Raw genomic sequence first — 14717 nt, 5'->3', positions numbered from 1 at the left:
TTATGCTATCCTCTCTTTGTATTTAAACCATTTTACAAGATTTATTATTTGTTCTTCCAAAAGATACTCATATTTTTCTAAAAGATGTTCTCTATTTTCAAGATTTTCATAATACGCACTCCAAACATCATCTAAATTGTATAGCTTAACATTTGATAAAGTAGAGATATTATCCTCAATATCTCTTGGCACAGCTAAATCCAAAAATGTATATTGTTTTTCTATATCTAATTTTGGAAGTAGGTCCTCTCCTCTTAGTACATAATGAGGTGCAGAAGTAGCTGAAATAATTACATCACTTTTTACAGTCTGTTCAATTTTATCGTCAAAACTTATAACATCTGCTTGATATAAATCTTTTATTTCAAGTGCTTTATGATAACTTCTGTTTGTTATGGTAATATTTGCAACTCCCTCTTTCAAAAGAAGTCCCATTATTGATTGAGCTAAATCTCCAACTCCTAAAATTAAAACTTTTTTATCTTTTAAACTTTTAACCTGTTTTTTTATAAATTTTAAAGAGATTGCTTCCAGCGAAAGTGCATTATGACAAATTTGACTCTTATGTCTAAATTTCTTTCCTAGTTCTATCGCCTTATTAAAAATTACATTTAAATTCGAAGTTGAAAAACTATTTTCCATTGCATCAGTTTGAGCTTTTTTAATTTGGGCAAGGATTTGATCCTCGCCCTTTATTACAGATTCAAAACCACAAGCGACTCTGAATAAATAGTTTACAGCTTCGTGTGAAGTCTTGGTAAATACTCCGCTGAAATTGAAGTATTTTAAAATTTCTTCCAAACTAATATCTTTGGAAAGATGAAGATAAAATTCAACTCTTAAACAAGTCGAAAGATTTACATATCCAACTATTTTTCCCTCATCATAGAGTTTTTTTATAATGTTAGTTGGATTCTCTTTTATAAATCGCTCTCTTGATTCTAAATCAAGCTCTTTATGAGTTATACCCAATACAACAAAATCTTTAAAGTACATACCCGACTCCTTAGTATTTTTTATAAAAATTATAATAAATTAGAAAGTATATCTAGCACCTGCATAGAAGTTTCTCTCTGCTGCTGGATAATATGAAGTTGTCTTAGAGTAACTAGAGAAATTCACATAATCGCTATAACTTTCATTTGCAATATTATTTATTCCTCCATATACTGAAACTCCATTTCCGAACTCATAGTTTAAACTTACGTTTAAAACTGTATACGCATCATTTCTTGAACCTTCGTTATCAAAATCTGCTGAACTATAGTATGATCCATAGTAGTTTAAGTCAGTATTGAAAGTTAGCTTTTCTGTGAATAGATACGTTGCTCCTAAACCTGCCATATAATTAGGTACTCCTGGAATCTCTTTTCCTTCGTACGCTCCATCTTTTATCTCATGGTGAATATAGCTAAATGTTTCTCTTAATGTAAGTTTATCAAAATAGTGCTCAAGGAATAGCTCTCCCCCGATTCTATCAGTTTTTCCATCTATATTTCTATTTCTTTGGCTTGGAGTTTCATCTCCTCTACCAAAAATAATCTCATTTTCAGTTGAAATATTAAATATAGCAGCTGATATATATGTATTACCAACTATAGTTTTTCCACCTATTTCAATTGTATTAGAAGTTTGTGGTTTTATCTCTTCATTTTGTGCCCAGTATCCAATTTCATCAGTATTTGGAGTTCTAAATGCCGATGTATATGAGATGTAAGTAGAAGATGTATCATTTATTAAATAGTTAGCTGCTAATTCTAAAGCGTCCTCTTTAAACTTCTTCTTCTTCAATACTCCATTTTCAAAATAATCGTAATCTATAAACTGTTTTCTATATCCTTGAGTAAGTTCAAATTTACTTACATTAAATTTATTCAATGCAAAAATTCCAGTCGATTCTTTTTTGCTTTCTCCAGTGCCTTTAACATCTGTTTTTCCATTTAAATAATCAGCACCTAAAATAAGGTAATCATTTTCTCTATAAGAATATTTTATTTGTGGTTTTACATAATCAAGAGTTGTCTTGTACTCTCTTCCATAATTCCAGCTAGGATTAGCTTTATAAAATCTCGATGAAGTATAATCCTGTGTTCTATGGTTTCCATAAATCATAAACTCAAGATTTGTTGAAAGTCTCTTCTCCATTTTTAAATTATATTGTTTCTCTGTATTAATTCCTTTTAAAAGTTCGTCACCCATTTGCTCTCTATCTTCGTTATATTCAGCTAAAGTTAGAGCCCCTGGAGCATGGAATGAATTTTTAGAACGTCCCGCACCAAGAGATATAAATCCATCTTTTAAAAGATATTTAGCTTGGAAATCTATAGTATCCAAATCATCTTTACTATTCTCTCTGTACCCGTGCATATTTTTAGTAGAATATCTTCCCTCTACAAGTAAATTATCAGTTATCTTAGTTCCATAGTTTCCGTAGAATTTCAGAAGATCGTATGAACCAGCTTCTATTCCAACCGTTCCATAGTTTTTTCTATTTTCTGCACCTTTTGTTATTATATTTATTAGTCCTCCAACAGCTCCGTCTCCATAAAGAACAGCTCCTCCTGCTGGTACAACTTCTATTCTGCTAACTTGACTTATATCTATTTGATTAGTTTTATATCCACTTAAATCTATTGTATTTAAAGGAATTCCATCTAATAACACAAGTACATTTGATTTAGCTGTAGCTCCTTGTCCTCTTAAATCAAATGTTGGATCAGTTCCACTCATAGATGTTACAATTAAACTTGGAACTGATTTTAAGGCTTCAGATATATTTTTTACTCCTCTTTGCTCTAATTCTTCACTAGTTATTATAGTTACATTCTTCGGTGTATCAATAACAGTAACTTCGAAGTTCTCTCCTGATACTATCGTATCTTCAAGTCTTTGTACATATGTTTTTTCTTCTGCCATTACTGAATTACATAATAAAATTAAAGATGCTGCTAATAAAATTTTTTTATTCATTTTTGATTTCTCCCAGTTATATTTTTATTGTATGTAGTAATCTAGCTTTTTAGAAAATTCATTCATATAGATATGAACATCAATTCCATAAGCTTTTTTTAAATTATCTGCCGTTATAACTTTTTCTATATCTCCAAACTCTATAATCTCTCCATCTTTTAGAAGTAGGAGCTTATCACAGTATTTGATAGCAATTCTTAAATCATGTATAGAAGCTATCAGTGTTTTATTCTCTTTTTGTAACTCTTTACAGATTTTAAAAATTTCCTCTTGATGAGAAATATCTAAACTTGCAGTAGGTTCATCTAAAAGAATTATCTCACTCTCCTGAGCTAAAACCTTTGAAAAAAATACTCTTTGTTTTTCTCCACCAGAAAGATTATTTATAAATTTTTTCTCAAATTTAAGTGTATCTGTAAATTCCATATATCTTTTTGATTTATCGTAATCTACTTTACTAAAATCTTCCCCTCTTTTTAGATGTGGATATCTTCCCATCAAGACTATATCCATACAGCTAAAAGGGATAGAAAGATTTGTATTTTGACCCATTAGAGCTACTTTTTTCGCTAAATCTTTTTCTAAAAATTGTCCTATATTCTTATCATCTATTAAAATCTCTCCAGATGAATATTTATTTATTCCGTTTAAACTTTTTAAAAGTGTAGTCTTTCCAGATCCATTTATACCAATCAATCCTATAAACTCTCCCTTTTTTACAGAAAAATTGATATTTTTTAAAATCTCTCTTTTATCAAAAGATAAACTCAAATTATTAACTTTTAGAATCTCCATTAAAACTCTTCCTTTCTAGATTTTAAAAGCAAGTATATAAAGTAAGGTGCTCCTAAAATTGAAGTTATTATACCAACACTTATTTCAGTCGGAGAGAATAGCGTTCTTGCAAATAAATCACACACCATTAAAAATATTCCTCCGCTTAAAAAACTAACCGGTAAAACTATTTTGTTGTTAGCTCCAACTATCATTCTAGTTATATGTGGAATTATAAGTCCTACAAAACCTATATAACCACTTACACACACTCCCAAAGCAACTATTACCGAAGCTAAAAACAGAATTTTTTTTCTAAATTTATTTGGATTTATTCCAAGGGAATGACTCTCCTCATCTCCCAAAAGAAGTATATTTAGCTCTCTTGAATATCTCATTATATAAAAACTTATAAGAATTATTGGAATAGCTATCAAATGGACATGCTCCCATCTTCTTCCAACTAAACTTCCCATAGACCAAAATACATATTCCTTCATCTGATGCTCTGATATATTTGTAATTATAAGAGATATGATTGCACCAACCAAAGTACTCATGGCTACTCCTGATAAAATAAGAGTAAGAGTTGAAGTTCTTCCTCTGTATGAAGATAACTTGTAAACAATCATTCCAAGAACAAAGGAACAAATGATTGCCATAACTGGCATATAAATCATTGATTTAGCCGTCAATCCTAAAGCTATTGTAATAACTGCTCCAAGACTTGCTCCACTTGAAATTCCAAGTATTCCAGCATCTGCCATAGGATTTTTAAAAACACTTTGCATAACTGCTCCACTAAGTGCAAGTCCTCCACCTACAAGACATCCAACTAACACCCTTGGTAATCTAACATAATAGATTATCTCTTCATAATTTAATCCTTGAAATGCTAAGTTAAGATTAAATAACTTCTTTAATATAACTTTCCATATTTCCAAAAATGGAATATAAACTGTTCCAATAGAAATACACAGAACAAATACCGTAATTAAAATCAAAATTATGAATATTATATTTTTTTTCTCTCTATCTATAATTTCCATATTTATCTAACCCACGTCCTTTACTTTCAATTCAGGATAAATTACATCTATTAAATCTTCCAATCCTTTTATCATACTTTGAGATATCGTTGTCATGTGTCTATCTTCAATCATATAAATTCTATGATTCTTTACTGCCTCTACATTTCTAAGACTCACATCTTTTATAAATCTTTCTTCTATCTCAGCTTTTCCTATTTTAGAAGATGTTCCTGAGATTATAATCACTTCAGGATTTATATCTATAATAGTTTCTTTTGAAAGACTTTTAAATCCAACTATTCCCATTTCAGATGCAAGATTTACAGTCTTTGCTTTATTTAAAATATCGTCGATTGTCGTTCCTTTTCCACTCGTAAAACCATCAGTTGTATAGTACAGAACTCTTTTCTTATCTTTAACTGCTGATAGCTTTTGCTCCAAGTATTTTAATTTTTCTTTTTGACTATTGATTAGCTCTAAGCTTTTTTCTTCACTACCTAAAACTTCTCCTAACTTTTGAAGATTATTCATTTGCTCTTCAATGGTAATAGGAATATCATATGTAAAAACATTAATCCCAAAATCTTTATAGCTTTGAATAATATCTTTTGAAACCCAACTTGATGCCAAGATAAAATCTGGCTTCATGCTCAAAACAAATTCCATATTATTTTCAGCTTTTGGATATTGTTTTGCTTTTTCAACTATATTTGAATATCTGCCATCCTCTGCAATCTTTCCAGAAAGAGCCTTAATTTTATTGTTATCAGCTAGCGACAAAACCATTTCATCTCCACTTAGAGTTAAAGAAACTATTCTTTCTGGAAACTTAGATACAATATTTTTTTTATCATCTGCTTTATCATTACATCCCAATAGTGTTCCCATCGTCAGCAAGATTAAAAATAATTTTTTCATTTTTATACTCCTACGTTAAATTTAAAATCTTTGTAAAAATAAACTTTTATATTTTTTCCTCTATAAACAATAGGTTTAAATTTCCACTGGGCTAAAGCTTTTAATGTTTCTTCTTTAAAACCAAATTTATCTACTCCACCAATTATTTCTACATCTTCTATTTCTCCGTCTATTCCAACTAAAAATTTAGTTTTCACGACAGCCTCTCCGTTATATCTCATTTTTTTTGCTATCGATGGATATCTAGGAGTTGCAGTTTTTACAAATTCAAACTCTATTCCATCATTTGAAAGAGCAACAAAGTTACCTTCGGAGTCTGTTAAAAATTTCCCACTCTCTTTAAACTCATCATAGTTAGATGTTTTAACTTTTTCCTGTGTATTTCCCTTAGGAATATTTTTTTTAGGAACCACTTTCTTCTTGGGTTCTATATTTTTAACTAAAACCTTTTTAACAGATTCTATTTTTATTTCTTCTTTTTTTACTTCTTCCTTAACCTCTTCTTTTACTTCCTCTTTTATCTCCACTATATTACTCACTTCGTTTCCATCTTTATACCCCATAGACAGGTTTACACTTATTTTTTTGATGGGAATATCCTCAATTGTAGGTTTTTGAATATTCGAATTTATATACATAAAAGATCCTAATACCAAATGTAACGCTACAGAAAAAATATAAAATTTACCCATAATTATTTACCACCTTTAATTAAAAATAAAAAAATGCCCACTTATCCTAAGGATAAGTAAGCAACTAAAAATAAGCATTTATTTTCACACTTCCCGTCCTCGCAGGTGTAAATCAAGAAACTAAGGCAGGTCATCTGGCTTGAAGAAATCTTCTTACAGTGGCGGGACCGCATAAGTTTTTAACTTATTTCCCCTTTTAATCAAAATTGAACCTTTAGTTTATTTTTTTTTTATATTATACTATAAAAATAGGTCACATTCAATATTTAAATAGATTGTTTTTAATATATATATGTTCTTTTTTTGTTTTTTTTGAATTTTTAATGGAGTTAAAAAACTGTTTTAGGAGGAATTATGAAATTAATAAGCTATATGCCTAATGAAAATTCTATATCAGAATTTTCTCAGTGCACAGAGAAATTTGGAGATTTAAATCTCGATGGAATCGAGACAATCATTGGAGATTATTGTCCTATTGAGGTATATGAGACTCTTCCAATCAAGGGAGTTCATTTGATATATTTTCCAACTTGGTTGGAATTTTGGCAAGAAAAGGTTGTGAATTGTTATTCATTTACAAAGAAACAAGAGATGATAGATTGCTTTAAAAAGCAGTTTGAACTAGCTAAAAAATTTGAAGTTGAATATATGGTTTTTCATGTTTCTCATGTGAAATCCCAAGATATTTTCACTATGGAATTTGAATATAGCGATGAGAATGTTTTTGATGCAACTTTAGAAATTATAAATGAAGTTTTTATCGGTGATGGTCCCACTCTTTTATTTGAAAATCTTCCTTGGCCAGGACTAAATTTTAGAAACTACGAAGCTACTAAAAACTTTTTCGAAGCTGTAAATTATAAAAACAAGGGGTTCACTTTTGATTTTTCCCACTTCATGTGTTTGAATAAAGATATTTCAAATTTTGATGAAGCTGCAGATTTTATACTCCAAGAAATTCCAAAACTGAAAGATTTAAAAAATCATATCTACGGAATTCACTTGAACGCATCTATTTCTAAAGACTATCTTTCTCAAGATTTTACTCCACTTCTAGAGAAATGGGAAAGTTCTGAAAGAAAAGATCAGTATTATATAGAATCAAATCATATTAAAAATATTGATACACACTCAATTTTTGCTTCTAAAAAATTAAGAGATGTTTTAAAAGAAATTCCATATAAATATATCACATTTGAACTGGAACATAAGTCTCTTAAAGACCTGCTAGATAAAGTTAAAATACAAAGCGAATATTTTTAATCGGATAAAAGAAAAAAGGAACTGAAAATTCAGTTCCTTTTCTATCTAAAATCACCTATTACTCTATATGTTTTATCCCCTATTTAGCTTGAAATTACCCTCTGATTTCAGCTACAGTTTTAATCTTATAGTTCTTGAATACTACTGATCCAAGGTATCCAACTGTTAATCCAGAGATTACACATAATCCAGCAGTTATTAAAACTTCTTTAGCAGGATTAAATCCAAACATTACTGCGAAACCAGCGATTGGTGTTGCTGTTCCTGTTGCATTGTTTATTAATCCGAAGTAGTTAACTATCATTCCTGCGATTCCTCCACCTATAAAGTTAGTTGAGAATACTGGAATTGGATTTGCTGAGATAACGTCTGCTTGAGTTAGAGGCTCGATAGCTACTGCTATTGTAGTACTTCTATCTCCGAACTTCATTCTATCAAAGAAGATGTAGTTCATGAATGATGATGACATTACTGATAAAGCTCCGATAGCCATTGGTAATCCAGTTAATCCAAGCATTGCTGTTAAAGCCATTGAACTGATTGGTGCTGTTGCAACTACAGTAATAACTCCTCCAAGAATGAATGCCATAACGTATGGACTAGCAGATTGAGCTGCAACGATTATATCTCCGATTGTTGATAGTGCAAAAGTAACTCCTGGACTAACAAATTCTGCTACTCCTCTTCCTAGTGGAGCTGCTAAACATATAATAACAATAAGATCTAAACCATCAGGCACTTTCTCTTCAATTTTAGGTATGATGAATGACATTACATAACCAGCTATGAAACCAGGAATTATTCCCATTCCACCCATAACTGCTCCCATCATAACAGCGTATGTTGGACTAACACCTAAAGCGATTGGTACAAGGATTGCTGCTGCAACTCCTCCCATTCCTCCTGCTGAAGTTCCTACTCTTCCAAGAAACTCTATTCCTAGTAAGTCTCCTCCTACATATAACTGAAACGCTTCAACTAGAAAACTCGCTGTTGCTGCTCCTGCAAGAGCACCCATAGCTTTCATTCCTCTAGGAGCTTTTAAACTAAAACCTGTAAATCCTGCTAAAACTAATAGTAACAGTATTGTTCCTTTTACTAATTCCATTGGACACCTTTCCTTCTTCGTTATTTTTTTAACGTAATATTGATTTTCATATGTTAAGATTGTAACACAATCGTCACATTTTGTCTATATTTTTTTCTTGTTTATGTAACGTTTTATTGTGTTTTTTTTGTAAATAGAACATTTTTTTAAGTATAGCATTACATAACGTTAATTTGTTAAACAAGACTTTACAAAACTATAATACCGAAATAAAAAAAGAGCCTAAAACTTAGGCTCTTTTTTCACTACTTTATTTCTTGAACGTTAATTTTTATTGCTGAGAACTTACATTTATCATAGCAAAGTTGACATCCAATACATTTTGATTCATCAACTTTATACTTCTGCTTTATTTCTCCAGAAATACATTTAACTGGACAAACTCTTGCACAAGCACTACAACCTATACACTTCTCTTCTATTATCTCCGCTTTTTTAATCTCTTTTACATCACTGTTGATTGCCTTTGTTGGACATTTTACAGCACATAATCCACACTCTATACATTTATCTGGATTTATTCTAGCTAAATTGTTTTCAACTATAATTGCATCAACTGGACAAGCTTTTACACAAATTCCACAACCGATACATGGAACTGTACAAACTTTTCTAGCAACTGCTCCTTTATCACGAGATGAGCAAACTACAGTAACTTTTTTATTTTGTGGTAACATCTCTATAATGTATTTAGGACATGCCGAAACACATTTCTTACAAGAGATACATTTGTTTTCATCAATTGACGCAATCCCTTTATCATTTATAACAATTGCATCTGCTGGACAAACTTTAACACAATCTCCATATCCTAGACAACCATACTTACAAGATTTATCTCCACCAGCATAATTCATAAGAGCAGCACAAGTTTTAAGTTCCCCTTCAAACTCGTAAGTTTTACTAGTTCTTGTGTTATCTCCTTGGCAAAGAATTTTAGCAACCATTTTTGGTCCTGAAAGATCTACAGTCATTCCCATTATTTCACTTATTTGACTTGCAACTGCTGCTCCACCTGGAGAGCAAGATGTTATTTCTGCTCCGTTTAAAGCGATAGCTTCGGCGTACCCCGAACATCCTGGATATCCACAAGCTCCACAGTTAATTCCTGGAAGAACTCCAACAACTGCTTCAACCTTTGGATCTACCTCAACCTCAAACTTCTTAGAAGCATAGGCCAAGAATAACCCCATAAATAGTCCTGTTCCTCCTAGTATCAGAACAGGTAAAAATATTGTTTCCATACCTACCTCCAAAATCTAGATTTGCATTCCACTGAATCCCATAAATGCCATAGCAAGAAGTCCTGCAGATATAAATGCAATTGGAACTCCTTTAAACGGCCCAGGTATCGCTGCATACTCTATTCTTTCTCTTATTCCCGCAAGAAGAACTAAAGCTAGAGTAAATCCAACCGCAACAGCACATCCGTTAATTACTGACTCTATAAAATTGTATTCCTGTTGAATGTTTAGTATAGCTATCCCCAGTACCGCACAGTTAGTAGTTATAAGAGGTAGAAAAACTCCTAAGGCCTTATAAAGGTTAGGTGATGTTTTTTGAATTGCCATCTCAACAAACTGAACCAATGAAGCTATTATTAAAATAAAAGCTATAGTCTGTAAATATTCAAGTCCAAACGGAACTAATAAATATCTATAAATTACCCAAGTTACTCCTGATGCTAAAGTCATAACGAAAGTAACTGCCATTCCCATACCTATCGAAGCGTCAACTTTTTTTGAAACTCCCATAAATGGACAAATTCCTAAGAATTTTCCAAAAATTACGTTTTGAATAAATATTGCTGTAATTATCAAGCTAAACATTTTTGCAAAATCCAATTAACTCACCCTACCCTTTCTGCTCTTTATATAATTTTGAGTAGCAATAATACACCCTATTGTTATAAATGCTCCTGGAGCTAAAATAAATATAAGTGCTGGAGTGAAGCTAGCTGGTGTAACTGCAAATCCAAAAGCTGAACCATTTCCTAAAATCTCTCTTATAGTTCCAAGTACAGTTAGAGCAAGAGTAAATCCAAGACCTGCCCCTATTCCATCAAGCATAGATTTGAAAACTGTGTTTTTAGAAGCAAAACTTTCTGCTCTTCCAAGAACTATACAGTTAACAACTATTAGAGGGATGAAAAGTCCTAAAACCTTATATAAATCAGGTAGGTAAGCTTTCATTACCATCTCAACTATTGTTACTAAAGAAGCAATTATCATGATAAAAGCTGGTATTCTAACTTTATCTGGGATTACTTTTTTAACAGCCGAGATTAAAACATTTGAACAAATGATAACTGCCATAGTGGCAAGTCCCATTGCCATACCATTTATTGAAGATGAAGTAACTCCAAGGGTAGGACAAAGACCAAGTAGCAATACGAATACTGGATTTTCTTTTATAATACCATTTAGTAGTATTTCTTTATTCGATTTATCTGCCATTATTTTCTCACCCCACTTTTGAATGTCTTAAGCGCTCTATTTATCCCTCTATAAACTGCTTGTGGAGAAATAGTTGCTCCAGAGAATCCATCTGTAGATTTATTGAATTCATATTTTTCATCTTTTCCAACTGCCTTTTTTTGCCACTCTTTATCCATTATTTTAGAACCTAGTCCTGGAGTTTCTTGAGATCCGATTATATCCATCCCAGTTACTCTTCCTCTTCTATCAACTCCTAAAACAAAATCGATATTCGCTGCATATCCTGGCTCTGAAACTGTTACAACGTAACCAACAACCTTTCCAAGTTCGTCCATTCCAGGGATATAAACAAGACCTTCAACTTCAATTTTAGCACCTTCATCAAACTGCTTAGCCATTGGTAAAACTAAAACTCTAGCAGCATTTACTGCTTTTTTAGAGTTCTCAGCTATAACTTTTGAAGTAAATCCATTTACTACAGAAAGTATTCCAGCAGATATTGAAGCTATTAGAGTTAGGACAAAAGCGTAATGTATAAATCTATTTCTTTGCATCTGCCTTCACCTCCCCAAATACTTTAGGTTTAGTATATCTATTTATGATTGGTACAAAACCATTCATTATTAGAATTGCAAATGCTGTTCCTTCTGGATATCCACCTTTTAATCTTATTAGAGAAATAAGGATTCCAAGACCTAAAGCAAATACCATTCTTCCTTTAGAATTTTGTGGAGTCGTTACCATATCAGTAGCCATGAAGAAAGCTCCTAAGAATAATCCTCCTGAGAATATATGTAACACAGGATCTGCTCCTGAAGCTAGAGTCGCTACAAATACTGTTCCTATAACGATTGCAGGAACTTTCCAATCTATTTGTTTTTTGTAAATTAAGTATGCTCCACCTATAAGAAGAGCAAGTGCTGAAGTTTCTCCAAGAGAACCTCCCATTCTTCCTACAAAAGTATTCATATATAAGTTACCCTTTTCAACTAAAGCTAAATCCGAAGTAAGTCCTCTTTTCATTGCATCTAAAAGAGTTGGTCCAGCTATATCATCATATAAAAATGTTGTTATAGCTACTGGCCATGAAGCTTGAATGAATGCTCTTCCAACAAGAGCTGGATTGAATATGTTATGTCCAAGTCCTCCAAATACCATCTTACCTAAAACTATTGATACTGCTGCACCTATTATTACATAAGTTAAAGACATGTTTGCTGGAATTACGAAGGCATATAAAATACCTGTAATTATTGCACTTCCATCAAAAACATCGATATCTCTTTTCATAACCTTTTGACAGATATACTCAAATACCATACAAGTTAAAATAGATACTGCTGTAACCGTTAGTGCTCTTACACCAAAAAAGTACCATGCTGCTATCATTGCTGGAATAAGTGCAATAATTACATCATACATTACATCTTCAACTGTTTCTTTTGTTCTTATGTGGGGTGATGGTCCCATCTTCAAAATATTTGCCAATTTCTACCCTCCCGTTACTTCTTCATCGCTCTTAATTTTGCTTTACCTATTTTAATAGCCTCAGTTAAAGGTCTATTAGATGGACATATATAAGAACAAGAACCACATTCGATGCAATCCATTAAATTATATTCTGCCATCTCTTCCCACTGCTGAAACTCTCCAAGTCTTGCATACATTATAGGTTGTAATCCCATTGGACATGCGTCTATACACTTTCCACATCCTATACAAGCTTTAGGCTTACATCCATTTGTTTCTGTTGAAGTTAGAGCTAGAAGTCCAGATGTTCCCTTAATTACTGGTACATCTAATGTAAATTGAGCCGCTCCCATCATAGGTCCACCAACAACAATTTTTTCTACCATAGACTCTTCATATCCACAGTTATTAAGTAGTTCTGAAATTTGAGTTCCAATTGCTACTCTTAGGTTTTTAGGTTCTTTAATAGCTTTTCCTGTTACTGTCACAACTTTTTCAATAAGAGGAATTCCATTTACTACTGCATCATAAATTGCTGCTGCTGTAGTAGTATTATCAACTATAACTCCAACAGAGAATGGAAGTTTTCCACAAGGAACCTCTCTATTTAAAATAGCTTTAATTAAAGATTTTTCCCCACCTTGAGGATACATAGTTTTTAACGACATAACTTTTATATCGGTACCTTCGCAAGCTTTCTTCATAGAAGCAATAGCTGCTGTCTTGTTATCTTCTATTCCAATGATAGCACTCTTAACACCTAAGATATGCTGCATTATCTTTATACCTTCCACAACTTTTTCAGGTTCTTCTAACATAACTCTGTTATCAGAATTTAGGTATGGTTCACACTCTGCACCGTTTAGTAAAAGAGTATCAACTGTCACATCCTTTGGTGGATTCAATTTTATGTGAGTTGGAAAACAAGCTCCTCCAAGACCAACTATTCCTTTTTCTCTGATTTGAGATAAAAGTTCTTCTTTAGTTGCTCCTCCCCAATTCTCAATTTTTTCTAATTCTACCCATTCGTCCGCACCATCATTTTCTATAACAATAGTTTTTACTTTTCCCATTAAAGGAAAAGGATATTCCTCTATCTGTTTTACAATTCCACTTACAGAGGCATGTACAGGAGACGATAAAAATGCTGAAATATCTGCTATCTTCTGTCCTTTTAAAACTCTGTCACCAACAGCTACTAAAGGTTCAAGCGTAGAACCAATATGCTGAAGTAGCGAGATGTAAACCAGCTTAGGGGCATTTAGATTTTCTATTGTTTTGTTTTCTGTTTGAATCTTGTTTTCAGGGGGATGAACTCCACCCTTAAATCCGAAGAATTTCATACAAACACTCCCTCCCTAATAAAATAGTTTAACAACTTTAAGAATACCATATTTAATTATATTTAACAATATTACTAAAGTATTATTTAAAATTTATATATGTTTATTAACTACTTTTTGTTGTATTTTTGAAATATTTTATCTAATTGAGTATCTTTAACAATATCTTTGACAGCAGATATTGCATCAACACTCATTTCATTGACAGAATCTTGCTCCTCTTTTGTAAACCTACCCAGTACAAAATTTACATTTTCATCTTTTGTCTTAGCTTTTCCGATACCACATTTAATTCTCATAAAATCTTGTCCTAAATGAGAGATTATAGATTTTATACCGTTATGCCCACCAGCACTTCCTTTTTCCTTAACTCTAATTTTTCCAAGAGGAAGATCCATATCATCAAATATAACTATCATCTCTGTAACTGGATCTATCTTATAGAACTTAACTACTTGAGCAACTGAATTTCCACTTAGATTCATATAAGTTTGAGGTTTTAAAAGTAAAACTTTCTCCCCACCTAAATTTCCTTCAGCTAAAAGCCCTTGATACTTTTCTTTAAAACCTGTAACAGAAATCTGTTTTGCTATATCATCTATTATTTCAAATCCAACATTATGTCTTGTTCTTTCATATTCTCTTCCCGGATTTCCTAACCCAACTATTAATTTCATTTTATCCTCCTAATTTTTTACGTAAAAAAAGGG

Annotated in this window: 15 protein-coding genes and 1 riboswitch; of the genes, 1 reads left to right on the top strand and 14 read right to left on the bottom strand. The window is 31.9% G+C overall.

The genetic code is table 11. The annotated features are described in order from the left end of the window. Genes hemA through H3N56_RS07135 form a run of 6 tightly spaced genes read right to left on the bottom strand, consistent with a single transcriptional unit; the run spans window position 1 to window position 6385 of the window. Complete coding sequence (gene hemA, locus H3N56_RS07160) at window positions 1-996, bottom strand: glutamyl-tRNA reductase (protein WP_185880537.1); 996 nt, start codon at window positions 994-996, stop codon at window positions 1-3. Between the two features lie 39 nt (window positions 997-1035). Continuing rightward, the gene (locus H3N56_RS07155) at window positions 1036-2970 is read right to left on the bottom strand and encodes a TonB-dependent receptor (RefSeq protein ID WP_185880536.1); all 1935 of its coding nucleotides are present in this window, start codon (window positions 2968-2970) and stop codon (window positions 1036-1038) included. A 24-nt stretch (window positions 2971-2994) separates the two neighbouring features. Continuing rightward, the gene (locus H3N56_RS07150) at window positions 2995-3765 is read right to left on the bottom strand and encodes an ABC transporter ATP-binding protein (RefSeq protein WP_185880535.1); all 771 of its coding nucleotides are present in this window, start codon (window positions 3763-3765) and stop codon (window positions 2995-2997) included. Then, window positions 3765-4793, bottom strand: coding sequence for an iron ABC transporter permease (locus H3N56_RS07145; RefSeq protein WP_185880534.1), 1029 nt, complete (start codon window positions 4791-4793; stop codon window positions 3765-3767). The genes H3N56_RS07150 and H3N56_RS07145 overlap by 1 nt, the downstream gene beginning before the upstream one ends. Before the next feature lie 6 nt (window positions 4794-4799). Continuing rightward, a complete protein-coding gene (locus tag H3N56_RS07140) occupies window positions 4800-5693 on the bottom strand; it encodes an ABC transporter substrate-binding protein (protein ID WP_185880533.1) in 894 nt (297 codons plus the stop codon). 2 nt (window positions 5694-5695) lie between these two features. Continuing rightward, a complete protein-coding gene (locus tag H3N56_RS07135; protein WP_185880532.1) occupies window positions 5696-6385 on the bottom strand; it encodes an energy transducer TonB in 690 nt (229 codons plus the stop codon). 106 nt (window positions 6386-6491) lie between these two features. Further along, window positions 6492-6616, bottom strand: a riboswitch (cobalamin riboswitch). Between the two features lie 123 nt (window positions 6617-6739). On the opposite strand from H3N56_RS07135, the gene H3N56_RS07130 reads away from it, so the two are divergent. After that, complete coding sequence (locus H3N56_RS07130) at window positions 6740-7648, top strand: sugar phosphate isomerase/epimerase (protein ID WP_185880531.1); 909 nt, start codon at window positions 6740-6742, stop codon at window positions 7646-7648. A 94-nt stretch (window positions 7649-7742) separates the two neighbouring features. Here the strand turns inward: H3N56_RS07130 and H3N56_RS07125 are convergent, their stop codons facing one another. From H3N56_RS07125 to pth, 8 genes are all read right to left on the bottom strand, one after another. Continuing rightward, window positions 7743-8756 carry a PTS sugar transporter subunit IIC gene (locus H3N56_RS07125; RefSeq protein WP_185880530.1) on the bottom strand — a complete coding sequence of 338 codons (1014 nt, stop codon included), beginning with the start codon at window positions 8754-8756 and terminating at the stop codon, window positions 7743-7745. A gap of 245 nt (window positions 8757-9001) precedes the next feature. Then, window positions 9002-10000: an RnfABCDGE type electron transport complex subunit B gene (locus tag H3N56_RS07120; protein ID WP_185880529.1), complete on the bottom strand. Its 999-nt coding sequence runs from the start codon at window positions 9998-10000 to the stop codon at window positions 9002-9004. 15 nt (window positions 10001-10015) lie between these two features. Then, entirely contained in the window at window positions 10016-10585 is a 570-nt protein-coding gene (gene rsxA, locus H3N56_RS07115; RefSeq protein WP_185881094.1) for an electron transport complex subunit RsxA, read from the bottom strand. A 15-nt stretch (window positions 10586-10600) separates the two neighbouring features. Further along, window positions 10601-11212, bottom strand: coding sequence for an RnfABCDGE type electron transport complex subunit E (locus H3N56_RS07110; RefSeq protein ID WP_185880528.1), 612 nt, complete (start codon window positions 11210-11212; stop codon window positions 10601-10603). Then, entirely contained in the window at window positions 11212-11748 is a 537-nt protein-coding gene (locus tag H3N56_RS07105) for an RnfABCDGE type electron transport complex subunit G (protein WP_185880527.1), read from the bottom strand. Before H3N56_RS07105 ends, H3N56_RS07110 begins: the two co-directional genes overlap by 1 nt. After that, a complete protein-coding gene (locus H3N56_RS07100; RefSeq protein WP_185880526.1) occupies window positions 11735-12682 on the bottom strand; it encodes an RnfABCDGE type electron transport complex subunit D in 948 nt (315 codons plus the stop codon). The genes H3N56_RS07105 and H3N56_RS07100 overlap by 14 nt, the downstream gene beginning before the upstream one ends. Before the next feature lie 14 nt (window positions 12683-12696). Next, window positions 12697-14007, bottom strand: a complete 1311-nt coding sequence (gene rsxC / locus H3N56_RS07095; protein ID WP_185880525.1) for an electron transport complex subunit RsxC — start codon at window positions 14005-14007, stop codon at window positions 12697-12699. 110 nt (window positions 14008-14117) lie between these two features. Continuing rightward, the gene (gene pth / locus H3N56_RS07090) at window positions 14118-14684 is read right to left on the bottom strand and encodes an aminoacyl-tRNA hydrolase (RefSeq protein ID WP_185880524.1); all 567 of its coding nucleotides are present in this window, start codon (window positions 14682-14684) and stop codon (window positions 14118-14120) included. Between the last annotated feature and the right edge of the window lie 33 nt (window positions 14685-14717).

Source organism: Cetobacterium sp. 2A (genome assembly GCF_014250685.1).
In the GTDB taxonomy this organism is placed as follows: Bacteria; Fusobacteriota; Fusobacteriia; order Fusobacteriales; family Fusobacteriaceae; genus Cetobacterium.
The sequence above is the reverse complement of the archived record's forward strand: the minus strand, read 5'-3'. Positions and strand labels throughout refer to the sequence as shown.

Coding starts and splice junctions, on each gene's coding strand:
- H3N56_RS07140 (WP_185880533.1), bottom strand. CDS start 5,693: ATGAAAAAATTATTTTTAATCTTGCTGACGATGGGAACACTATTGGGA.
- H3N56_RS07125 (WP_185880530.1), bottom strand. CDS start 8,756: ATGGAATTAGTAAAAGGAACAATACTGTTACTATTAGTTTTAGCAGGA.
- H3N56_RS07155 (WP_185880536.1), bottom strand. CDS start 2,970: ATGAATAAAAAAATTTTATTAGCAGCATCTTTAATTTTATTATGTAAT.
- pth (WP_185880524.1), bottom strand. CDS start 14,684: ATGAAATTAATAGTTGGGTTAGGAAATCCGGGAAGAGAATATGAAAGA.
- H3N56_RS07110 (WP_185880528.1), bottom strand. CDS start 11,212: ATGGCAGATAAATCGAATAAAGAAATACTACTAAATGGTATTATAAAA.
- H3N56_RS07105 (WP_185880527.1), bottom strand. CDS start 11,748: ATGCAAAGAAATAGATTTATACATTACGCTTTTGTCCTAACTCTAATA.
- H3N56_RS07130 (WP_185880531.1), top strand. CDS start 6,740: ATGAAATTAATAAGCTATATGCCTAATGAAAATTCTATATCAGAATTT.
- rsxA (WP_185881094.1), bottom strand. CDS start 10,585: ATGTTTAGCTTGATAATTACAGCAATATTTATTCAAAACGTAATTTTT.
- H3N56_RS07150 (WP_185880535.1), bottom strand. CDS start 3,765: ATGGAGATTCTAAAAGTTAATAATTTGAGTTTATCTTTTGATAAAAGA.
- H3N56_RS07135 (WP_185880532.1), bottom strand. CDS start 6,385: ATGGGTAAATTTTATATTTTTTCTGTAGCGTTACATTTGGTATTAGGA.
- H3N56_RS07120 (WP_185880529.1), bottom strand. CDS start 10,000: ATGGAAACAATATTTTTACCTGTTCTGATACTAGGAGGAACAGGACTA.
- rsxC (WP_185880525.1), bottom strand. CDS start 14,007: ATGAAATTCTTCGGATTTAAGGGTGGAGTTCATCCCCCTGAAAACAAG.
- hemA (WP_185880537.1), bottom strand. CDS start 996: ATGTACTTTAAAGATTTTGTTGTATTGGGTATAACTCATAAAGAGCTT.
- H3N56_RS07145 (WP_185880534.1), bottom strand. CDS start 4,793: ATGGAAATTATAGATAGAGAGAAAAAAAATATAATATTCATAATTTTG.